14 protein-coding genes are annotated in these 21,414 nt (G+C 41.0%); 9 read left to right on the top strand and 5 right to left on the bottom strand.

Annotated features, from left to right (window positions below; all coding sequences use genetic code 11):
- Positions 1 to 4: 4 nt before the first annotated feature.
- The 4 genes from HMPREF0766_RS09690 to acnA all read right to left on the bottom strand — a co-directional run bounded on the left by HMPREF0766_RS09690 (position 5) and on the right by acnA (position 6,106).
- Positions 5 to 733: an HAD family hydrolase gene (locus HMPREF0766_RS09690; RefSeq protein WP_002996211.1), complete on the bottom strand. Its 729-nt coding sequence runs from the start codon at positions 731 to 733 to the stop codon at positions 5 to 7.
- Entirely contained in the window at positions 726 to 1,937 is a 1,212-nt protein-coding gene (locus tag HMPREF0766_RS09685; protein WP_002996208.1) for an MFS transporter, read from the bottom strand. Before HMPREF0766_RS09685 ends, HMPREF0766_RS09690 begins: the two co-directional genes overlap by 8 nt.
- Positions 1,938 to 1,981: 44 nt before the next feature.
- Positions 1,982 to 3,061 (bottom strand): zinc-binding dehydrogenase, encoded by a 1,080-nt coding sequence (locus tag HMPREF0766_RS09680; protein WP_002996205.1) that lies wholly within the window; start codon positions 3,059 to 3,061, stop codon positions 1,982 to 1,984.
- A 270-nt stretch (positions 3,062 to 3,331) separates the two neighbouring features.
- Positions 3,332 to 6,106: an aconitate hydratase AcnA gene (gene acnA / locus HMPREF0766_RS09675; protein ID WP_002996202.1), complete on the bottom strand. Its 2,775-nt coding sequence runs from the start codon at positions 6,104 to 6,106 to the stop codon at positions 3,332 to 3,334.
- Positions 6,107 to 6,317: 211 nt separating this feature from the next.
- On the opposite strand from acnA, the gene mnmE reads away from it, so the two are divergent.
- Positions 6,318 to 7,694, top strand: a complete 1,377-nt coding sequence (mnmE, locus tag HMPREF0766_RS09670) for a tRNA uridine-5-carboxymethylaminomethyl(34) synthesis GTPase MnmE (protein WP_002996199.1) — start codon at positions 6,318 to 6,320, stop codon at positions 7,692 to 7,694.
- A 333-nt stretch (positions 7,695 to 8,027) separates the two neighbouring features.
- Here mnmE and HMPREF0766_RS09665 read toward each other — a convergent pair whose 3' ends face one another.
- Entirely contained in the window at positions 8,028 to 9,971 is a 1,944-nt protein-coding gene (locus tag HMPREF0766_RS09665; protein WP_002996196.1) for a tetratricopeptide repeat protein, read from the bottom strand.
- A 163-nt stretch (positions 9,972 to 10,134) separates the two neighbouring features.
- Between HMPREF0766_RS09665 and HMPREF0766_RS09660 the strand changes: the two genes are divergently transcribed.
- From HMPREF0766_RS09660 to nagA, 8 genes are all read left to right on the top strand, one after another.
- Positions 10,135 to 10,416, top strand: a complete 282-nt coding sequence (locus HMPREF0766_RS09660) for a helix-turn-helix domain-containing protein (RefSeq protein ID WP_002996192.1) — start codon at positions 10,135 to 10,137, stop codon at positions 10,414 to 10,416.
- 1 nt (position 10,417) lies between these two features.
- Positions 10,418 to 11,674, top strand: coding sequence for a type II toxin-antitoxin system HipA family toxin (locus HMPREF0766_RS09655; RefSeq protein WP_002996190.1), 1,257 nt, complete (start codon positions 10,418 to 10,420; stop codon positions 11,672 to 11,674).
- Between the two features lie 133 nt (positions 11,675 to 11,807).
- Positions 11,808 to 12,656 carry a hypothetical protein gene (locus HMPREF0766_RS09650; RefSeq protein ID WP_002996187.1) on the top strand — a complete coding sequence of 283 codons (849 nt, stop codon included), beginning with the start codon at positions 11,808 to 11,810 and terminating at the stop codon, positions 12,654 to 12,656.
- A gap of 122 nt (positions 12,657 to 12,778) precedes the next feature.
- The gene (locus HMPREF0766_RS09645; protein WP_138944203.1) at positions 12,779 to 14,404 is read left to right on the top strand and encodes a tetratricopeptide repeat protein; all 1,626 of its coding nucleotides are present in this window, start codon (positions 12,779 to 12,781) and stop codon (positions 14,402 to 14,404) included.
- A gap of 261 nt (positions 14,405 to 14,665) precedes the next feature.
- Positions 14,666 to 17,443, top strand: a complete 2,778-nt coding sequence (locus tag HMPREF0766_RS09640; RefSeq protein WP_002996181.1) for a TonB-dependent receptor — start codon at positions 14,666 to 14,668, stop codon at positions 17,441 to 17,443.
- Positions 17,444 to 17,467: 24 nt separating this feature from the next.
- Positions 17,468 to 18,730, top strand: coding sequence for a hypothetical protein (locus HMPREF0766_RS09635; protein WP_002996178.1), 1,263 nt, complete (start codon positions 17,468 to 17,470; stop codon positions 18,728 to 18,730).
- A gap of 19 nt (positions 18,731 to 18,749) precedes the next feature.
- Positions 18,750 to 19,838, top strand: coding sequence for a phytase (locus tag HMPREF0766_RS09630; protein WP_002996176.1), 1,089 nt, complete (start codon positions 18,750 to 18,752; stop codon positions 19,836 to 19,838).
- A gap of 293 nt (positions 19,839 to 20,131) precedes the next feature.
- Positions 20,132 to 21,331 carry an N-acetylglucosamine-6-phosphate deacetylase gene (gene nagA / locus HMPREF0766_RS09625; RefSeq protein ID WP_002996171.1) on the top strand — a complete coding sequence of 400 codons (1,200 nt, stop codon included), beginning with the start codon at positions 20,132 to 20,134 and terminating at the stop codon, positions 21,329 to 21,331.
- Positions 21,332 to 21,414: the final 83 nt, after the last annotated feature.

Below are 21,414 nucleotides of genomic sequence, written 5' to 3'. Positions count from 1 at the left end.
TGTATTATAAGGCTTGTATGATTTCTATAATTTCCAATGGTTGATGTATAAGTTTATCCGAGGGATAATAATTCAGTTCATGCTTTGTATGTGTTCCGTAGAGTGATCCTACAGAATATCCTACATTAGCGCGGTGAGCGGATTGTAAATCCGAAGGGGTATCGCCTATATTGATCACCGTACCCGCATCCCGGATCTCACATTTTTCCATCGCAAGATGAATCATATCCGGTTCAGGTCTGCCGTTTACGACATCACTGCTGGATACAGAACAATTGATAATATTGTCTGAAGTATTATACAATCTTGTGTAATTGCTGTCCAGATCTTTATCCCAGCCCAGTTTACGCAGAATTATAGCGGTAACCTTAGGGTAGAATCCGGTAGTCAATGCGATCCGGATGTCATTTTCTCTGCAGAATTCAAATACTTCCGGTACTCCGTCATAAGGCTTTGCACCGTATGTTTCGTAATGATGTTCTAGTGTATTGCAGAAAAAAGCGTAGGATTCGTCTACTTTCTCTTTAAATGAGAGATGATTTTCTCCGATTTCATCTTTCCAGATAGTTTCGAATACCCGGTATTTGGACCAGCCCATCATGCTGTTTATTTTTTCGGAAGACACTTCCAGTTGTGTTGCCCGGATAGCTTCAAAAAAACATTTTTCGACTTCACGATTGTCCTGTACGGTCGTTCCGGCCATATCAAACAAGGCTAATTTAATTTTACTCATGATTATTGATCTGTTGTGGTTTTACAAATGATATAATACATGCACATACTGTGCATATGACAGCGACTATTAAAAAAATATTGGAGGTATCTCCGGTATAATCTATTATTTTCCCAAAGAGAGGTTCGCCTGCAGCTGCAAATACATAAGCAAACATATTCATAATGCCAATCCCCGTACCCACGAGTTGCGAACCGAGCAAATCAGGACTCAGTGTCCAGAAATTAGCCTGTGGTCCGTATACAAAAAAGCCTGCAGCAAACATAAGTACTGCTGCCAAAGCATGATGTGGGGTAGGTATAACGTATATAAGCAAGGCTACAGCACAGCTGCACAGCATCCCGATCCGGATAGACTTGCTTCTGTTTTTGTTAAAGAGGACATCGGATATATAGCCGAAAGAAACTGCACCGATGGCCATTCCGGCAGGAATGAATAAGGTTAGCCAGAGGTTATCTGAAGATTCTTTGTAATTATTTCCGAGAAAATGAATAGGCACCCAGAAGATAAGACCGTACCTGGCCATGCTTTGAAATCCTATAGCCACCGAAGCAATCATAAAATTGCGGTTCTGAAATACAGTTTTATAAGAGGATTTCCAGGCAGCCTTTTGCGCAATATTTCCGGAGGAAGGATTTGCTGCTGTTGTATACCCCTTTATTGCAGGGTGGCTGCGTGCAATAATCAGAAACAAAACCAAGGCAAAAAGCAGAAACAAAATCGGATATCTGAAGAGCGTGCGCCAGCTTTGTCCCTGCTGCACCAGTAATAAAGCCATAAAGAATGTCAGTACAGAAGAGCTTCCTGCTGCCATAGTATAGAACCCGAATGCTTTACCTCTTTCATCGCTGTCCCACCAGTTGGATATCAGCTTGCTGCCCGAGCCCCAGGCCATAGATTGAAAATAGCCGTTTAATGTCCAGAGGATGAGGATAGCTGTATATGTCGTTGCGTAGCTGATGCTGAGGTTGCAGATAATGGACAGAAAACCTCCTGTCAATATCATGATCTTAGGACTGAAGCGGTCAGCCAGATTGCCGTTGATGAGCTGTCCCAGTGCATACCCCATCAGCATCGAAAAACTGATCCATCCGATCTGCTGAAAACTAATGTTCAGTTCGGTTGCCATACCTTTGGCTGCCCATCCGAAATTGTGGCGTCCGGTATAGAAGAACAGGTAGCAAAACATGGTAATTAACAACATTTTCCATTGTTCTTTTCTGAATTTTTTTGAATATCCATCCTGTATTAGTTTTGATGGATAAGGATGCCGACACGGACCGGTTTTTTATCTATCGCATACGCAAATGCTTCGTTGACTTCTTCCAGCGAAAATTCTTTTTCGATCAGTCTGGCAAAAGGATATTTGTTCAGGTTATCCGTAATAAAGTCAACAGCAGTATTGAAATCCGAATAATTGTAATTGTGCAGTCCGCGTATGGTTAGTATACGTCTTATGATTTGCTCGGCATCAATATGAAGTTTCCTTTGTTTAAAGACAGCACCGATCAGTACAGCATATCCGCCAACAGTCAAGTGGTCTATGCCAGATTCCATGGCCTCAGGTGAACCACTCATATCAAAAAAGCAATCCACCAGAAGAGAGTTCGTCATTTCTTCGGATTGATTTGTCGGACTAAATGTCTGATCTGCACCGAATTGACGGGCAAGTTCTAATCTGTTTTGATCCATATCCGAAACAATAATACAGGCCGCTCCGGCTTCTTTGCACATTGCTGCACAAACTAATCCCAGCAATCCCATTCCGGAGATCAGAATACGCTTACCTTTTACAGATCCGGCGAGGCGTATCGCTCCGGCAGCCGTAGCCACAGCACAATTGATTGTCGCAGCCACAGGCAGCGGTAAGGATGCTGATAATTTTCGGATGCAGGTATGCGGACGCAGGATAATATGCGTAGCCAGCCCACCATGGAAACTGTCTGCTTCTGTAAGCTGACGATGCCCGTATTTATAGAGAGGTATATTTTTCTGTGGAATATCCGGATTGTAGCTGTTTGTCTGCGGATCACTGGCAAATACAGTCCAGGTGACCAGATCGCCTTTTTGCAAGGCGATGCCGATAGCATCAGCTGCTTTATAATCAGGAGCGATATCCTCAATTACGCCTACAATTTCGTGTCCCAAAATGGTCGGACAGGGTTCCTGACGCATACCGCAATAGGTGTGAAGATCACTTCCGCAAAGCGTCGTATAACAGATCTTTACTAATATTTCTCCTTTTGAGAGCGATCGGACAGGCAGGCTGTGCAAAGCCAGAGGCGCGTTGGATTGTTCAAAAACCAGAAAATTGCCTTGTTTTATCATAATGGTAGTATAAATATATAAAATGTTTTGTAATACTAAACAATGTTTATTTATACTGTATTTTATTAGTGTTAAATAATTATGAAGATTACAGGAAAGGTTTGCGGTATTCTCGCTTGAATTATTCCGTCCAGAAAGATAAATCCGGAAAAAATAAGAAGGAAAGGGGAGAAATTTCAGAGAGAATGGATTTCACTTTTTCCTGACTACAGGAAATAAAAATACCCCTGAGAAGTTCAGGGGTAGATGCTGCTATATTCAGTCAGCTTGTTAATTATTCTTCAGGTATTCTCTCAATACATATTGCAGGATACCGTCATTCTTATAATATTCTATCTCTATAGCGGAATCTAACCGGGCTTTAACTTTGAAGTCGGTTACTTTTCCGGATGGATGAACAGCTTTTACGTCCAGTAATTTGTGCGGACTCAGGTTTTCAGCCAGTCCCGTGATGGTAAATGTTTCTGTTCCGTCCAGTCCCAGAGATTCGGCATTCTGGCCTTCTACAAATACCAGTGGTGCTACGCCCATACCGACCAGATTGCTGCGGTGTATACGTTCAAAACTTTCGGCTATAACTGCTTTTATGCCCAGCAGAAATGTTCCTTTAGCTGCCCAGTCTCTGGATGATCCTGATCCGTATTCTTTACCTGCCAATACAATAAGTGGTGTATGGTCTTTCTGGTAGGCCATAGCAGTTTCATATACGGTATTCACTTCGTTATCTGGAAAATAGATGCTGTATCCACCTTCTTTTTCAACGATCTTGTTTTTGATACGCACATTGGCAAAAGTACCCCGCATCATGACTTCGTGATTCCCTCTTCGTGATCCGTAGGAGTTGAAGTCGGCCTGCGCAACATCGTGTGCCAGTAAGTACTGGCCTGCTGAAGTGTTATCTCTGAATGAACCCGCAGGGGAGATGTGATCTGTCGTGACCGAATCTCCGAGATATAATAACACACGTGCGTCTTTGATATCGGTTACAGGATTTAAGGTCTCTTTCAGCCCCTCAAAGAATGGTGATTCCTTGATATAGGTAGAATCTGATTTCCATTCGTAGTTTTGTTCCAGATTGACCTGCAGATTCTGCCAGTCTGTAGAACCGTCAAAGATGACATCATATACTTCCTGAAAATCTTCCTGTTTCACACAGTCATTGATGGTTCGGATAATCTCTTCCCGGCTCGGCCATATATCTTTCAGATACACCGGATTGCCATTCGGATCATAATCCAGCGGATCTTCCAGCAGGTTGATATCTACGCGGCCTACCAGTGCATAGGCAACTACGAGCATAGGTGACATCAGGAAGTTCATCTTTACCTGCGGATGTACACGTGCTTCGAAATTACGATTGCCGGAGAGCACCGATGCCACTACCAGTTCGCCTTTATCTACGGCTTCGGCAATATGCGGAGGAAGCGGGCCTGAGTTGCCGATACAGGAAGTACATCCGTATCCCACGGTATGAAAGCGTAAGGCATCCAGATCTACATTCAGTCCGGCCCGTTCCAGATATTGAGTGACGACTTTAGATCCCGGAGCCAGAGATGTTTTGACCCAGGATTTGGTTCGTAATCCTTTTTCTACCGCATTGCGGGCCAGCAGTCCCGCACCGATCATGACGGCAGGATTGGAGGTATTGGTACAACTGGTAATAGCTGCAATGACGATACTGCCATCGCTCAGGATAAATTCTTTATTCTTATGCTTGATACGGACGGACTGTATGGCTTCTTTATCCACCTGAAAATTATTAGGTGCTGTGAGCGGCACTTTTCCGAAAGTGAATTCAGTTCCTGATCCGCCATCTGCCAGCCAGGCCGCTTCCCGGCGATCCTGAAAAGGCTGGTATTCTCTGTTGTGTTCTTTATCCAGCAAGGTCGCAAATTTGCTCCCCAGTTCTTTCACGATGATCTTATCCTGCGGACGTTTGGGGCCTGAAACGGTTGGTTCTAATGTAGACAGGTCAAATTCGACTAATGACGAATATTGGATATTTTCATTGCCGGTGCGCCATAACAGATTTTCCTTACAATAGGTTTCTACAATCTCTATCTGCTCTTTGGAACGATTGGTCGCATGCATGTATTCCAGTGTGCGGTTATCAATAGGGAAGTAGGTGACAGTACAGCCAAATTCAGGCGACATATTGGAGATTGTTGCGCGATCCGTCACCGTCAGGTTGTCCAGCCCTTCGCCGAAGACTTCCACAAATTTGCCTACTACGCCTTTATCTCTTAATATTTTGGTAATGGAAAGCACCATATCTGTAGCTGTGCAAGTGTCCGGGATGTTTCCGGTAAGTTTCAGACCGATGACTTCCGGACAGGTGAAAAAGATCGGCTGGCCCAGCATTGCGGCTTCCGCTTCGATACCACCTACACCCCAGCCAATGACACCGATACCATTTACCATCGGGGTATGTGAATCGGTACCGACTAAAGAATCCGGAAATAACCAGCCTTCTCTGCTGATGACTCCCTTGGCCAGATATTCCAGATTGACCTGATGGCAGATTCCCATTCCGGGAGGGACAACTGTAAAATTACGGAGTCCTTTTTGCGCCCATTTCAGGAGCTCATAGCGTTCTGTATTGCGGTCGTATTCGAGTTGTACATTTTTATCATAGGAATAATCTGTGCCGAAGTAATCTACCTGTACGGAATGGTCTATGACCAGATCCACAGGGATAGCCGGATTTATCTTTTGTCCGTCTTTACCGTGGCGTACATATTCTGCCCTCAGGGAGGCCATATCCACGACAGCGGGTACGCCGGTGAAATCCTGCATCAGGATACGCGCCGGTTTGAAGGGTATATCTTTGTCTACCGGAGCCGGTGACCAGTGAAGCAATGTATTGACATGTTCATCGGTAATGCTGAACCCGTCAAAATTGCGGAGTACATTTTCCAATAAAATCCGGATACTGAACGGAAGATGATCTACCGATCCTCCGGGAAGGTTTTTCAGCGAACTGTAATGATAGGTAGTGCCATTTACATCGAGTTTCTGAAGTGATTTTGCTTTAGATGTGTCCATAAATTATCTCTCTTGTATAGTATTAACAAGTGATTTTTGAAATCGTTGTCAAAAAAATGAAATTTTCGCTCAGGACGGTTTTGTTTCAGATACGGCTGTCATCTTCCTGTTACCAACGGTCTTAGAGCAGAGGGAAAACCGTAATTTAAAACGTGCAAGATTGTGACTTTCTGCGCCTGTTCTTTGCTGTTGAAATATGTATCTTTGCAGCATGTCTACATCTTCTATTCAACAACAAGAGACTATAGTTGCATTGGCTACGGCCAATGGTAATGGTGCTATCGCTGTGATCCGTCTTTCGGGCAAGGATGCTATTGAAATTGCCAATCAGGTTTTTCGTGGTAAGGATCTTTCTGCACAGCCTTCTCATACGGTTCATTTCGGAACCATCCGGGATGGAGAGGAAATTCTGGATGAGGTGCTGGTCACCTTATTTGTAGGCCCTAATTCTTACACAAAAGAGCATGTGGTGGAAATATCTACGCACAACTCTAAATATATTATCGAACGTATTATCAGCTTACTGATCCGCAAGGGGGCACGGGCTGCCAAACCGGGAGAATTTACACTGCGTGCTTTCCTGAACGGTGGTATGGATCTTTCCCAGGCAGAGGCGGTGGCGGATCTGATAGCGTCTAATTCGGCGGCATCCCATCAGATCGCTATGCAGCAGATGCGGGGTGGGTTTTCCAATCAGCTGCGGAGGCTGCGGGATGATCTGATTCATTTTGCTTCGCTTATCGAACTTGAACTTGACTTTTCAGAGGAGGACGTGGAGTTTGCAAACCGTGATCAGCTGAAACAGCTGATTTTACAGATCAATTCGGTAGTACGCAAACTTATTCAGTCTTTTGAACAGGGGAATGTGCTCAAAAATGGCGTTCCGGTGGTTATTGCCGGTAAACCGAATGTTGGGAAATCTACTCTCCTGAATGCTTTGCTGAATGAGGAGCGTGCGATTGTATCGGATATCGCCGGTACTACACGGGATACGATCGAAGATGAGATTAATATTCATGGAGTGACGTTCCGTTTTATTGATACGGCCGGTATCCGCGAAACGGTAGATGTGATTGAGGCAAAAGGCGTGGAGCGTACCCGAGAAAAGATGAAGCAGGCTCGCCTGATTATCTATCTCTTTGATCCGGTGCAGGATACGATTGCGGATGTGGAAACGCAACTGGAAGAGGTGCGAAGCCTGAATATTCCTTTTGTGACGATTATCAATAAGTCGGATCTGCTCACGGAAGAACAGCGTGCTGAATATCGGACGCTATCTCCGGTATTTATTTCTGCCAAGGAGCAGATCGGCGTCGAGGAACTGAAGGATGAACTGCTGCGTCAGGTGAACCTGGCTAATCTGAATACGGATGATGTAATGGTAACTAATATTCGCCATGTCGAAGCGCTGCAGCATACGGAAGATTCGCTAAGCAGGGTACTGTTTGGTATTGATAATCCGGTTACTTCTGACTTTCTGGCTATGGATATCCGCCAGGCGCTGTATCACCTGGGCGAAATTACGGGCAGTGTATCTACGGATGACCTGCTGGATAATATCTTTAGTAAGTTTTGTATCGGGAAGTAAAGCTGTTTTACTTTGTGTTTCTTAGCTTGTTAACCAGTTATTTAGTTCTTTTTGCCTTTTCTTGAATTAGATATGCTGATTGAAATCTTATGTTGTAAAGTTTTTAAAAAGATATTCATACACCAAGCCGGTATCATATTGGTAAAACGGAAATTATCTTAGCGAGATTTGAGTTTGTAAAGTAGTGCAGACATTCTTGGGGATATTAAATATATAAAAACTAACAATGATGTCCAAAGTTCTCATTCGTTTTTTGATGACCATGAGGTTCGTGCTATTTGGCATTATGAACAAATCAAATGGTGATTTTTGGTATACAGCATCCCTTTACTTTTAATTAAAGGGATGATCATTTTTCAAACAAAGTATATTAGAATTTAATTGAGTGATTCTATCTTTAAAGAGCTCAAAATTTGTTGTTTTTGGTCCAAAATAAATATTTGTCAAAAAACATTCTGAAGCTTTTCTAAATGGTAGATATTCCAAGTACATACGACTAAAATCTTGTGTTGTTTTTATTTTTGGATTATCAATTAATGGTTCGACTTGGATAATTCGGCATTCTTGTTCTTCTTTAAAGTCATAGTGTTTTACTAAATATCTTAAGTGAATTAATAGTGAGGGAACAATTCGGATAATTTCATGTTTTTTATCTGAATCTTTCTCATTATTGTAATATTTATGGATTGTACCGCTAAGTTTTTCCAGTAAAATTTCTACTTTATTTTTAATATTTTCTATTTTACTTAAGTATTTTTTTACCTTATCATCGACTATATTTTTGTCTTCATTATTTTCTCTATAAAATACACAAGGCTCCTTATAACCTACAGAAATTACTCGTCGTGAAATGGGGTCTAAGTAAATACATCTAAAAATCGATTGTTTTACATTATTGTTTATCTCTTTTTTGGGTGAAATTAAAGAATTATTGATTTCAATATTTTTAGCAAAATAATTAAAGGATAATTCCAAACCTATCCCACTACCTTCAACGTTTTCTCTTTTTCCATAAAGTCTAAATTGATTTAGACTATCAGAATTAAAAGTAAAACTCCCCACAAACGCTTGATATATGTTAGGTGAATAAGGCCCAGTAAATCCTAAAAAATTTAATAATGGATATCCTTCCCTAGGGTCGTTAGCAGTAGTAACTGAGTTTAGTCTAAAAGGAGAATTATTAAAAATTAATGTGTTAGATGTTTCTTCTGTTGTATAATGTGAAAAATAAAATTCTTCAACTTCAGAAGCATTTAGAAGTGCAATTATCTCGAGTGAAATTTTATAGACATAATGATAGAAATTTTTATCTACATTACAGTTATTGGTTGTTGCTGAAAAATATATATCCATATTTAGCATACCATTTATTATCTGATCAATGTCTTCTTCTGAAATAGACTGAACACTATCCTTTAATGCTGATATTGCGTCCACTGTTGATATACTTCCTCGATAGAAATAGTACCCTACATCTTCTAATTTCTCTTCAGTTTCTTGTCCGGATTTAATCAAAGAAAATAATAATTCTCCTTTATTTACCCAGAACTTAGGGTTGTCTTGATCTAATTCGGTTGCTTTACATATATATTCCCATGCTTCTTTAATTTCTAATTTTTCATTATGTAAAACTGCTAAGTTATTATACGCGTAAGCATTTGTATTATCTAGTTTTAAAGCTTTTTCTAAATTCTTTTGCGCAGAGTATAATTTTTTGTCTAATTGGAAAGCATGACCTAAGTTGTTGTAGTATATGCTGATATCTTTATTTAAAGATATAAGTTCTTTGAAAATTTTTATTGCGTTTTTGTATTCATTTTTTTCAATAAATAAAAGACCTTGCGTATTTAAAGCACTTTCATTTTTGCTGTTAATACTTAAAGTTTTATCAACGTAAAGTTGGGATGTATTATAATCGTTAATTGAGTAATAATAATATGCTAGCTGTGAATTGCTAATTTCAGTTAATTCTAGCTGTTCCACTTTCTTAAAACATTCTTCTGCTAGTTGTTTATTTTTTAAAATTAAGTAGTATGTTCCTAAAAAACCCCAGCTTTCTGATTGATTATTGTCAATATTTATTGCTGCTTCAAAATTTAGAAATGCTTCAGGATAATTTTTATTTTTTAAGAAGCAAAAGCCCCTATAGTTAAAAGCCTTCCAGTTATCTGGATTGAGATCTAATTCTTTGTCCAAAGCTTCTATAGCAGCATTAATCTTATTTTTTTTTAGTAGATGTTGAATTTCATTAATTAATATGTCTGAACTTTTATCCATTTAATTTTGTGTTTGATATTATCTTTTTAAACTCATATAAAGTTAGGATTATTTAAAGTAACTAAAGAATAATACTAATATATACAAATTTTGAGGAGTCAATATTAATTGTTCGTTATTTCAAACATAATGATTATTTTTGTTTGAAATAACGAACGCTTAAATGAAAAGACAACCTGTATTACCGAAGTTTCAAGCTATATTGGAACAGATGGGCGAGAATATCAAACTTGCTCGGAAACGCCGTAAGTTGACTGCTGTACAGGTAGCAGAGCGAGCAGGTATTGCACGATCGACCTTGTACCTTATTGAAAAAGGTGATTCTAGTGTTGCTATGGGCGCATATTTTAATGTATTGCGTGTCTTAGGCTTGCAAGATGATTTCTTAAAATTAGCAGCAGACGATGTTTTCGGACGTAAACTTCAGGATTTAGATTTGTTGTAAGATGGCGGTAAATAAAACAGATATATACGTTTATGCGGATTGGGTAGGTTTGTCGCAACCGACATTGGTAGGGGTTTTGTCAGCTCATCAGGCAAAAGGACGTAAAGCCTTTAGTTTTGAGTATGATAAGCAATGGTTAAAGACCAATGCACAGCGATTAATAGATCCTGATATTCAATTCTACTCTGGGCAACAATTCCCCAATAATAAAGAGAATTTCGGTGTTTTTCTGGATAGTATGCCTGATACATGGGGGCGTACATTGATGAAACGTAGAGAAGCTCAACTTGCTAAAGCAAATGGAACGAAAGCCAAAACCTTATATGATATCCATTTTCTTTTAGGTGTTTATGACGAAACCAGAATGGGGGCTTTTCGTTTCAAACTTGATCCTGATGGTGATTTTTTGGATAATGATACGGAGAAATCAACACCGCCATGGTCGACGGTTCGTGAATTGCAACAAGCCGTTGTTCATTATGAAAATGATGAAGAAAATGAAGCCATAAATAAGTGGTTAAAATTGCTCATTGCTCCAGGCTCATCTTTAGGAGGTGCTAGACCAAAAGCTAATATTTTAGATGAAAACAAAGATCTTTGGATAGCGAAGTTCCCTTCAAAAAATGATACCATAGATAAAGCTGCTTGGGAATTTTTAACCTATCGATTGGCACTCAACGCTGGTGTGGAAATGGCGGAATGTCGATTGGAAAAAGTTAATGGTCAATATCATACTTTTTTCACAAAACGGTTTGATAGAGTTGGAACAGATCGAATTCATTTTTCATCGGCTATGACCATGACAGGAAATAACGAAGATACAATCAAAGATAATCCAGCAAGTTATTTGGATATCGTTGAATTTATTCAGGACAATGGCTATCATGTCGATGATAACTTGGCTCAATTGTGGCGTAGAATCGTATTTAATATTGCTGTTTCTAACACAGATGACCATCTTCGTAATCATGGATTTATCTTGAGTTCTGAAGGCTGGAAGTTGTCACCAGCTTATGATCTTAATCCTTCAATTGACAAAGATGGCTTAGCATTAAATATTGATATGCATAATAATGCTTTGGATTTTGATCTGGCAAATAGTGTTGGTGAATATTTTAGGTTGAATGATAGTCAAATGAAGAATATTATAGCTGAAGTTTTGACCGCAGTAAAAGGATGGGAATCCATTGCGAAAGAAATAGGTATTTCTAGAGCAGAACAAGAGTTAATGAAGTCTGCATTTAGAAATGATGTTTAATTATTTCAAAGGACGACTTCTCAGATAATAAATTGTTACAAAATTGATTAATGGTTGTTTTATCGGTAAGTAACAAATAAGAGTAATAAAATAACCCATATTGAATTTTTAAAAACTAAAAAAATCATCGCAAATGTACCTAGGAACAACCATACAAGGCAGATCAGATCAGTTTATTGTACTGGAAAAAGGAGATTCAGCAGCAGATATTTCTGCTTTGATGAAAGCAGAAAATATTAACAATATCATTATCTCAGGAAAAGAAGTGGATGCTGATGTGCTAAGTAATACTGCATTTTCTGGAGTCTTTAGTGAGATGAAAATAGTCCATCTGAGCGATATAGGGCTCGATAAGAGTGAAGAGTTGTTTCAATTTAAAAACGTAAAACGGTTAGAAATTAAAAACTGTAAGTTCAAAGGAAACGAAAGTCTGGACTGGTCGCAGTTGATACATCTGGAAGAACTGTTTACAAGCTATTCCAAACGTTTTCAAAACCTGTTTACTCATCCGGCGCTCAAAACACTTTATATCGAAAAATTTGAGGAAGAAGGATTTGAATTCCCGGTTAATTATCAGCTGGAAACACTTTCTATTGAGAAAAGTAAGGATTGTAACTGGGATTCCTTACCCAATTTCAAAAATTTAAAAGCTTTGTATCTGGTTAGTATTCCTTCCATTGTGGATATCACATGGATTACCGGAATTTCACAGCTTGAAGATATAGATTTCACTTCCTGCAAAAACATGGAAAATGTAATCGAAACTCTTTCTCAGGTAAAATCCTTAAAGACGATTTTTTTGGCGAATACAAGCGATTTTAAGACCTTATTGCCTTTAAAAAATTTAACCCATTTACAGGAGCTCAACATTGAAAGCAGCGGTAAACTTATGGATAAAAAGAATATCGATTTTCTCAACCAGATGCCAGATCTGGAGTTTAGCATTGAAATGAAAAATTGTGCAGTAAGCAATGAGGCGTAAAGAATCTGCATAATTTAACGATTTTACTACTTACAATCTCCTGTAGTTTCGATCCGTATATCCCCCAATCCCCGGTCCCTCTTGTTAAATTAACATTAACTTAATACTGTATCAGTTACTTTGTGGCAATTAAGACAAACAACCTTATGCTGCGCTTCTTCTGTTTCTGTTATTTGTTGTCCATTGGAAATCTGCTGTATAGCCAGTCGGAGGTACCACGGAAGGTACAGGCTGTGGCTACACAACACCCCGATACCGCTTTACGATCCTTGCAGGAACTTTATGCGAAATCCAGACAGGAGGACAATCCGCGGTTGGAAGGGGAATATCTGCAGGCAATGGGAGAGATCTGCTTCCATCAGGGACATTATCAGCAGGCACTTGAATTTTACATTGATGCCGAGCGCGCATTTGAAAAGGTTGGTAATTCCGATCTGCTGGCGCAGAATTTCGGGAAGACCGGAATGCTCTATTTCTACAATAAGCAGCACGATAAGGCACAGCATCTGTTTAAGAAAGCGTTGACCTTATATCAAAAGACCAAAAATCAGGAGGGTGAGGCCAATATTCTGGGAAGTATGGGGCAGGTGTATGAAAAGAGACAGCTCTATGACAGCGCCTTTTATTACCAAAAAATGGCTCTAGAAAAGTTTCAGCAGAGTAATAATCCCGGAGGAGCAGCCAAAATATATGAAAATCTGGGCAGCATCTATGAAGATCTGGAGCGGTATGATGAAGCCTTAGAACATTTTAACCAGTCCCTGTTGCTTTACAGAGCGCAAAACAATGAGACCGGCACAATAGAAGTCATCAATAATGTGGGGGATATCCTACGCAAAACCGGAAAGTATGCTGCAAGTATCGCTAAAACCAAAGAAGCCCTGCGTCTGTCCGAAAAAACAAAAAACACTTATCAAAAGGCATCAGCAACCAAAGATCTCGGAAAAACCTACGGCCTAATGGGGCAGATGGACAGTGCTTATCACTATGCCGAACTCAGCCGTACCTATAGCCTGGAAGTCTATTCGGAAGAGGTACTCAAACAAACCTCTTTTTTACAGGTACTCTATGATATGAATAAACAGGCGGATGAGATTGCCCGGCTGAACGGTATCCGTAAGGTAAACCGTATTATGGTGATTGCGTTTTCTATTGGTGCCTTACTGTCTGTTGTTTTGATATTAGTGATCATCAGCCGGCAGCGTCTGAAAAACAGGGATCAGAAAAATACGGTCGAAAAGCGGGAGGCAGAACATGCTTTTGTGCAGTTGCAACTGGAAAACAAAGTGCTGGAAGAAGATTTACTGCGCGAACAACTTGTACTCAAAGGAAAAGAGCTTTCCATACATACCTTAAATCTGATCAAGAACAAACAGTTTCTGGAACAATTGCGGGCAGACTTGTCTGCCATGGTAAAAGATGAACGTCGTGATCAGAAAAGACAGCTTCAGCAGCTTATACAGGAGATCGATAATTCCTTAAGTGAAGAACAATACTGGAAAGAATTTGCTCAGGCTTTTGAACAGGTTCATCAGCAGTTTTTTGAAAAGCTGAAAAATTACAGCACAGAACTGACGGCTTCAGATCTTCGCCTCATCGCACTGATGAAAATGAATCTCAGTTCACCCGAGATAGCCGTGATGTTGGGGATATCTACCGATAGTCTGCGTGTGGCCAGGTACCGGTTAAGGAAAAAACTCCATATAGCACAGGGCGATAATCTAAGTTTTTTTATCCAGTCCCTTTAGGTCATTTTTATATCCTAAAGATTTTTCTGTATTCCCGATTTATACTGCTTAATAATTTCTTAATGTAATGATGATGTAACGATAATGGAGAATTGACTTTGTTTTAAGTTGTTTATTTTCAATTATTTATCCAATTGTGTTGTTGTTTTGTTTACGCTGTTTGTAACGCTGTTGCCTTCTTGTAACGCTCAGAATTCTTGCTGTTTCAAATGTTTTTTCACTTTTGTCCTGTCGTTTAATCAGACTATTATTTGAAAAGCAATGAAGAAATTATTTGCAATTTTGATTCCATTATTATTTTGTGCAGGCCTGGTGCATGCTACAAAAATAAAAGGTAAAGTTTTCGATAAACTCAGTGGTGAAGCCCTTGTAGGCGCTACAGTAGTTTTAGAAAAAAGCGGTAAATCCGCGAGTACAGGACTTGACGGATCGTTTGAGATCAAAGGGCTGTCTGCCGGAAAGGAAAACATACAGATTTCCTATCTTAATTATGAAAGCGTAGTGGAGGAGATTACGGTTTTGAAAGAAGATACGCCGCCATTTGCATTCTACCTGCTATCCAAATCCACCCAATTGATGGAAGTATCCATCAAAAGCAAAGGTCCGGGTTCAGGGGATGGAGAAGCTCGTCGTATAGAGCAGAATGCATCGCAGGTCATGAATATTATCTCCGGCAAAGCTATTGAGCTTTCTCCGGATCTGACAGTCGCGAATGTAATGCAGCGTGTCTCCGGAGTGTCGCTGGAGCGCAACAGCAACGGGGATGGTCAGTATGCGATCCTCAGAGGTATGGACAAGCGCTATAATTATACCTTAGTGAATGGCGTCAAATTACCTTCTCCGGACAATAAGTACCGCTATATTCCGCTGGATATCTTTCCTTCCGATCTGTTGGAAAGACTGGAAGTCTATAAAAGTCTGACGCCAAATATGGAGGCCGATGCGATAGGAGGTGCGGTGAACATGATTATGAAAAATGCGCCGGAAAGATTACAGATCAATGCCAATGTATCTACAGGCTACAGCCAGCTGTTTTTTGATAATAAATTTACTTCCTACAACAGCAGCAGTATACAGTCAAAATCGCCTTATGAACTGAATGGCCGGGATTATAAAGCCTCACAGACAGATTTCAGTAAAGGCACACTGGACTACAGCAGCAAACAACCGGCACCAAATATCCTGAGCAGTCTGTCCGTTGGACAACGTTTCTTTAATAACAAACTGGGGGTTATTGTAGCCGGAAGTTACCAGAATACCTATCGCGGAAGTACCAGTACCCTTTACAATAATGCGGTGACAGGTACAGACGCGTATGCCGTTATCACCAATAAAGTAGAACGTCAGTATTCCGAACAGCAAAAGCGTTTGGGACTTCACTCTAAAGTAGACTATGTACTGGATCAGAACAATAAGTTCAGCTTCTACAATATGTATGTCAACTTGCTGAATGAGCAGGTGAGGGAGGCAGTAACGACGAACTATAACGGAGAATATAAACCCGATCTGGGTAATGCGGAACTAGTCTATCAGACCCGTAGCCGTAAGACAAATCAGAAGATATACAACGGAACATTGCAGGGGACGCACAATCTGCTGGATGATAAATTCAGTATTCGTTGGGCAGCAGTATATTCATCAGCTTTAAATGATGTTCCGCAAAATACACAAATCACCCTTAATGGTCTGGAACAGAATTTCGAACGTCGCAGAACAACTTTAGTCAATACCGCTCCGGTAAATTATCGCTGGGAACGCAATACCGACGATGATATGGCGGCTTACTGGGATCTGAAATATAAGCTGGAAATGAAAGATGCCAAACTGGAACTATCCACCGGTGGACTTTACCGTGACAAGCAGAGAAGCAGTTTCTACAATAACTACACCCTGGCACCTTCTGAATCCGATATCGGTAAACAGTACGGCGTGGATTATCAGAATTATACCGAATTAAATCTTCGGGTCACCAATCCTACAGGAGCGGTAAGTAACCCGCTGACCTACGATGCTACGGAAAAGACAACAGCTGTCTATGCCATGTTTAATTATCAGGCCGAACGCCTTCAGGCCATTGGTGGGGCACGTATGGAACATAATAATCAGGGTTATAACCTGTTGTTTCCAGCCGGTGAAAACTCACCTGCAGGTCGTCAGGTGTATACGGATATCCTGCCGAGCCTGACCGTAAAATATCTTTTTGACAGTAAATCCCAATTGCATGCTTCTTACGCCAAGTCTCTCAACAGACCGGGTTTCTATGAGCTGGTACCGAGTAAAGTGGTAAATGAAGAATATCAGGAACGCGGAAATCCTAATCTGATGCGTGCCTTAGCTGATAACTTTGATTTACGTTATGAATTATTTCCGGGGGCTTCGGAACAGCTTTTAGCGGGAGTTTTTTATAAGAAAATCAAAAACCCGATTGAGTATACTTTCCAGGCAGATGCCACACGGGGACAGGATATTTACTACAGTCCGGGGAATTTTGGGAATGCCAATAATTATGGTGCAGAAGTCGACTATATCAAATATGTCAATAAGTTTGGTGTGAAAGCAAACTATACCTACACACATTCGCGTATCACGACACCCAAAACACAGCGACGTATCAATCCGACATCAGGTGATATCGAAGCGATCTCAGTAGAACAGACAAGACCTCTGTACGGACAGTCTGAACATATTGCCAATCTGGCGTTATTGTTTAAGGATACCAAAACAGGATGGGACGCACAGGTCGCTGCTGCTTACACAGGTCCGCGTATCAATACCGTATCTCAGTTTCTGAATAATGATCTGTGGCAAAAAGGATTTATTCAGATGGATTTTTCAGCAGAGAAAAGATTTAAACACGGTTTAACGGTCTTTGCAAAAGCCAATAATATATTAGATACACCGATGAAATTATTTATTAAAGGTACGAATCCGGAGAACGATAAAATTGCTGAAAACCTGGTGTCCGGCGGGCAGACCTTAATCCGCAGTGACTATTACGGTCAGAGTTACCTGGTTGGTGTTCGTTATAAATTAAACTAATCCTTATAAACACAATATATACATATGAAAAAGTATATCAAACTAACAGCTCTTTTTCTGGTTATGACAGGGTTCATTAGCTGTGAGAAAGCAAATATTGATGTCGATACACGTCCGGTAGACGGATCAGCTACAGGGGAAGTATCGGGTGTGTGGGCCAAAGGAAGCACACAGGTGATCAAAGGCGATATTGTCATTCCGGAAGGACAATCCCTGACTATAGAAGAGGGAGTCACTATTGTAATGGATACGATAGCCAAACCTGAAATTATTGTCAAAGGCAATCTGTATTCCCTGGGTACAGCCGAGAATCCGGTAAAGTTTACCATCTCGGAGCCTTACAGAACCGAAGCGAATAAATTCGGAAAACTATGGGGCGGAATTCTGGCTGCACCAACCTGTAAGGAACTGGTACTGGATTATACCATTCTGGAATATGGAGGCAGCACCACTTCGGATGCATCCACTTCTGTAAAAATGGGATTGTATAAAAACAAGCCCGGAGAAAATCTGCCGGCTATCTGGTTTTCTAATGTAAATGGCAAACTGATTGTGCAGCACAGTATTATCCGTCATTTTCAGGAAGACTGTACGTATATCGATGGCGGTAAAATTATCTTTTCTAACAATGAATTCTATACCAACGGAATAACAGGAGGTGATGCAATGAACTTTAAGTCAGGATCATTGGCGGATGTCGCTTACAATATCGTATACAGCATGAATTCCAATGCGCTGAAGTTGTCCAATACAGGCGACCGTACACCACAGGCTTACATCATTGCGTACAACAATACAATGGTCAATACCGGCTGGAGACGTCCGACAGCCAAAGGCGGATCCGTATGGGTAGAAGCGACAGTGCGTGCCGATCTGTACAACAACCTGTTCGCAAATACCCGTTTTGGTATCAAACGGGATCCGAAGAAACCGGAGGATAGCCGCTCGGTGTACAGCAACAACTGGTATTATGGATTTGATCAGACAACAGTAGATCAGTTTCAACCCGGTAAGAATGATGTTATCGGCGGAGTGAACGATGTGAAAGGAACGAAGGCAGGGGAGAATGATCCCAAATTTGTCAATTATCCGATGAATACAGCAATGACACTGCCGGATTACAACAAAGCATGGGACTTTCATCTGCAGGGCAATTCACCTGCATTGACAAAGGGAACGACCGCCTTTAAACGTCACTACAAAGACGGAATAGTTCTCGAAAACGGAACCCGGTACAGTTCTCCGGAACCTGCATTATATGTAGGTGCATACGGCGTAAAATTATAACAGAGATATAAACAACATCATGAACAAACTACAAAAGATAAATTTGGCTGTACTGGCACTGGCACTTATGAGTCAGTATGCCTGTCAGCAACCCGGGAAACAGCGTACAGGCAGCACAGATAGTTCAGAAGTACAACCTGCCGTGATCTCCGAAGCTGTACAATTTGATTCGGATGATCCTGCCATCTGGATCAATAAAGAAGATCCTTCAAAAAGCCTGGTACTGGGTACAGATAAGGATGAAAACGGTGCGCTCTATGTATTCGACCTGCAGGGAAAGATTGTGAAAGATAAGGTGGTTCGCAACTTAAAGCGTCCTAACAATGTAGACCTGGCCTATGGATTGATGCTGAATGGTAAACCAACGGATATTGCAATCACGACCGAACGTTTTACGCACAAGCTGCGAATCTTCTCACTGCCGGATATGAAAGCAGTGGACAACGGCGGTATTCCGGTATTCGAAGGAGAGACAGGGACGGATTACCGAGACCTGATGGGAATCGCTATTTATACCGCACCGACAGGTAAAATGTATGCGATCGTAGGTCGTAAAAACGGTCCTAAGGATGGATATCTGTGGCAATACCTGCTGGAAGACAATGGTCAGGGACAGGTGAAAGCAACGCTGGTACGTAAGTTTGGCGAATATTCGGGTAAAAAAGAAATCGAAGCGATAGCTGTAGATAATGAACTGGGCTACGTCTACTACTCGGATGAGCAGACAGGGGTGCGTCAGTATTACGCTGATCCGGAAAAAGGAAACAAGCAGCTTGCTCTATTTGCAACAAGTGGATTTGCTGAGGATCATGAAGGGATATCGATTTATAAACTGACAGACAGTACCGGCTATATTCTGGTATCTGACCAGGGAGCAAATCGTTTTCAGATCTTTAGCCGTGAAGGAACAAAAGGAAATCCATATGCCCATCAGTTACTCAAAACAGTACCAGTAGCGGCACGTCAGAGTGATGGTTCTGATGTGGTGAATGTACCGCTGAATGATACGTTCAAAAACGGATTGTTTGTAGCGATGAGTGATGACAAGACATTTCATTTTTACAGATGGGAAGATATAGCCGGCAAAGAACTGAAAATTAAAAAATAAGTTCACAAGCTTTTCAGGAAGGGACTTGAAAATAACAGAAGCACAGTAAAAGATCATCTTTTACTGTGCTTTTTTTTGTGCTTATGCGGAAGTAAATCGGGATTGATTTTCAATCGCAAAAAAGTGCCTGTACAGGTTGCTTATCAAAGAAAAATCAGTTTTCGGATACAGGTCTGTTACTATTTTCCAGAGGTGTGGTAAATAAAAAATAAGCGTTAAAAATTTGTTCATAAAAACATTTTTGTTATTATTGTGTACGTTAACAATTGCAATAAAGCTAAATTATAGCGACCATGACCAAACTACTTTTACATAATTGTATTCTTGTTTTACCTGCTTCACTCCTTGAAAACGGATATGTGTATGTGGAAGATAATCGCATTGCAGGTATTGGTCAGGGCACGCCCGAAATGCAGGATGATACGGTAAAAACCATCGATCTGAAAGGGCGCTATGTCGCACCGGGTTTTATCGATATGCATGTTCACGGTGGTGGCGGATACGATTTTATGGATGCAACAATAGAGGCATTTTTAGGTGTTTCCGAAACGCATGTCCGCTATGGTACCACAGCCATGTGTCCGACAACTTTAACAGCAGACCGTGAAAATCTATATGCGGTGTTAGATACATATGCAGCAGCTCTTCCTCAGAATAAAAGAGGTGCTGCCTGGTTAGGTTTACATCTGGAAGGTCCTTACCTGGCCATGAATCAGCGGGGAGCACAGGATCCCAAATATATCCGGAATCCGGATGTAAAGGAATACAGCTCTATACTGGATTACAGTCCGCATATTACACGCTGGAGCGCTGCTCCTGAACTTTCCGGTGCACTGGCTTTTGGAGATTACCTGCAGTCCAGAGGTGTTATTCCATCGCTGGCACACACAGATGCACTGTTTGAGGAAGTCGTGGTAGGCTATGAACATGGTTATCGCCTGGCGACTCATTTTTATTCAGCCATGTCTACCATTGTGCGTAAAAATGCAAAACGCTATGCAGGCGTGATAGAAGCCGGATATTATTTAGACGGTATGGACGTAGAGATTATTGCAGACGGTATCCATGTTCCTGCTCCGCTGTTAAAATTAATTTACAAGATCAAAGGTCCCACTCGTATTGCATTGGTAACAGATGCGATGCGTGCTGCAGCTATGCCCGAAGGACCTAGTGTATTAGGACGTGTGAAGGACGGATTGCCCGTGCTGGTAGAAGGAGGCGTAGCCAAGTTGCCGGACAGATCCGCATTTGCAGGAAGTGTGGCGACCTGTAACCAACTGGTCAGAAACTACAGAGACCTTGCCGGAATACCGCTTCAGGAAGTGGTTTCTATGCTCACAGGGGTACCTGCACGTATTCTGGGAGTACAGGATAGAAAGGGAAGTTTGGAAACAGGTAAAGATGCTGATCTCGTTGTATTTGATCAGGATATAGAAGTGTACATGACGATAGTGGAAGGGGAGATCAGATATGATCGTCTGACGACCACATAGTTCAGAAAGTATTGATATCAATAGCCAAAGCATGATTTTGCAGGCATAAAGGAGAGGCTAAAGACTTGTGGATTGCTAAATAC

The organism is Sphingobacterium spiritivorum ATCC 33861, assembly GCF_000143765.1.
Classification (GTDB): Bacteria; Bacteroidota; Bacteroidia; order Sphingobacteriales; family Sphingobacteriaceae; genus Sphingobacterium; species Sphingobacterium spiritivorum.
This window is presented reverse-complemented; position numbering and strand designations above follow the sequence as displayed.

What these genes read in the sequence shown, in the direction of transcription:
- HMPREF0766_RS09635 (WP_002996178.1), top strand. Translation starts at nt 17,468, where the DNA reads ATGAAAAAGTATATCAAACTAACAGCTCTTTTTCTGGTTATGACAGGG.
- HMPREF0766_RS09655 (WP_002996190.1), top strand. Translation starts at nt 10,418, where the DNA reads ATGGCGGTAAATAAAACAGATATATACGTTTATGCGGATTGGGTAGGT.
- acnA (WP_002996202.1), bottom strand. Translation starts at nt 6,106, where the DNA reads ATGGACACATCTAAAGCAAAATCACTTCAGAAACTCGATGTAAATGGC.
- mnmE (WP_002996199.1), top strand. Translation starts at nt 6,318, where the DNA reads ATGTCTACATCTTCTATTCAACAACAAGAGACTATAGTTGCATTGGCT.
- HMPREF0766_RS09660 (WP_002996192.1), top strand. Translation starts at nt 10,135, where the DNA reads ATGAAAAGACAACCTGTATTACCGAAGTTTCAAGCTATATTGGAACAG.
- HMPREF0766_RS09650 (WP_002996187.1), top strand. Translation starts at nt 11,808, where the DNA reads ATGTACCTAGGAACAACCATACAAGGCAGATCAGATCAGTTTATTGTA.
- HMPREF0766_RS09685 (WP_002996208.1), bottom strand. Translation starts at nt 1,937, where the DNA reads ATGTTGTTAATTACCATGTTTTGCTACCTGTTCTTCTATACCGGACGC.
- nagA (WP_002996171.1), top strand. Translation starts at nt 20,132, where the DNA reads ATGACCAAACTACTTTTACATAATTGTATTCTTGTTTTACCTGCTTCA.
- HMPREF0766_RS09665 (WP_002996196.1), bottom strand. Translation starts at nt 9,971, where the DNA reads ATGGATAAAAGTTCAGACATATTAATTAATGAAATTCAACATCTACTA.
- HMPREF0766_RS09630 (WP_002996176.1), top strand. Translation starts at nt 18,750, where the DNA reads ATGAACAAACTACAAAAGATAAATTTGGCTGTACTGGCACTGGCACTT.
- HMPREF0766_RS09640 (WP_002996181.1), top strand. Translation starts at nt 14,666, where the DNA reads ATGAAGAAATTATTTGCAATTTTGATTCCATTATTATTTTGTGCAGGC.
- HMPREF0766_RS09680 (WP_002996205.1), bottom strand. Translation starts at nt 3,061, where the DNA reads ATGATAAAACAAGGCAATTTTCTGGTTTTTGAACAATCCAACGCGCCT.
- HMPREF0766_RS09690 (WP_002996211.1), bottom strand. Translation starts at nt 733, where the DNA reads ATGAGTAAAATTAAATTAGCCTTGTTTGATATGGCCGGAACGACCGTA.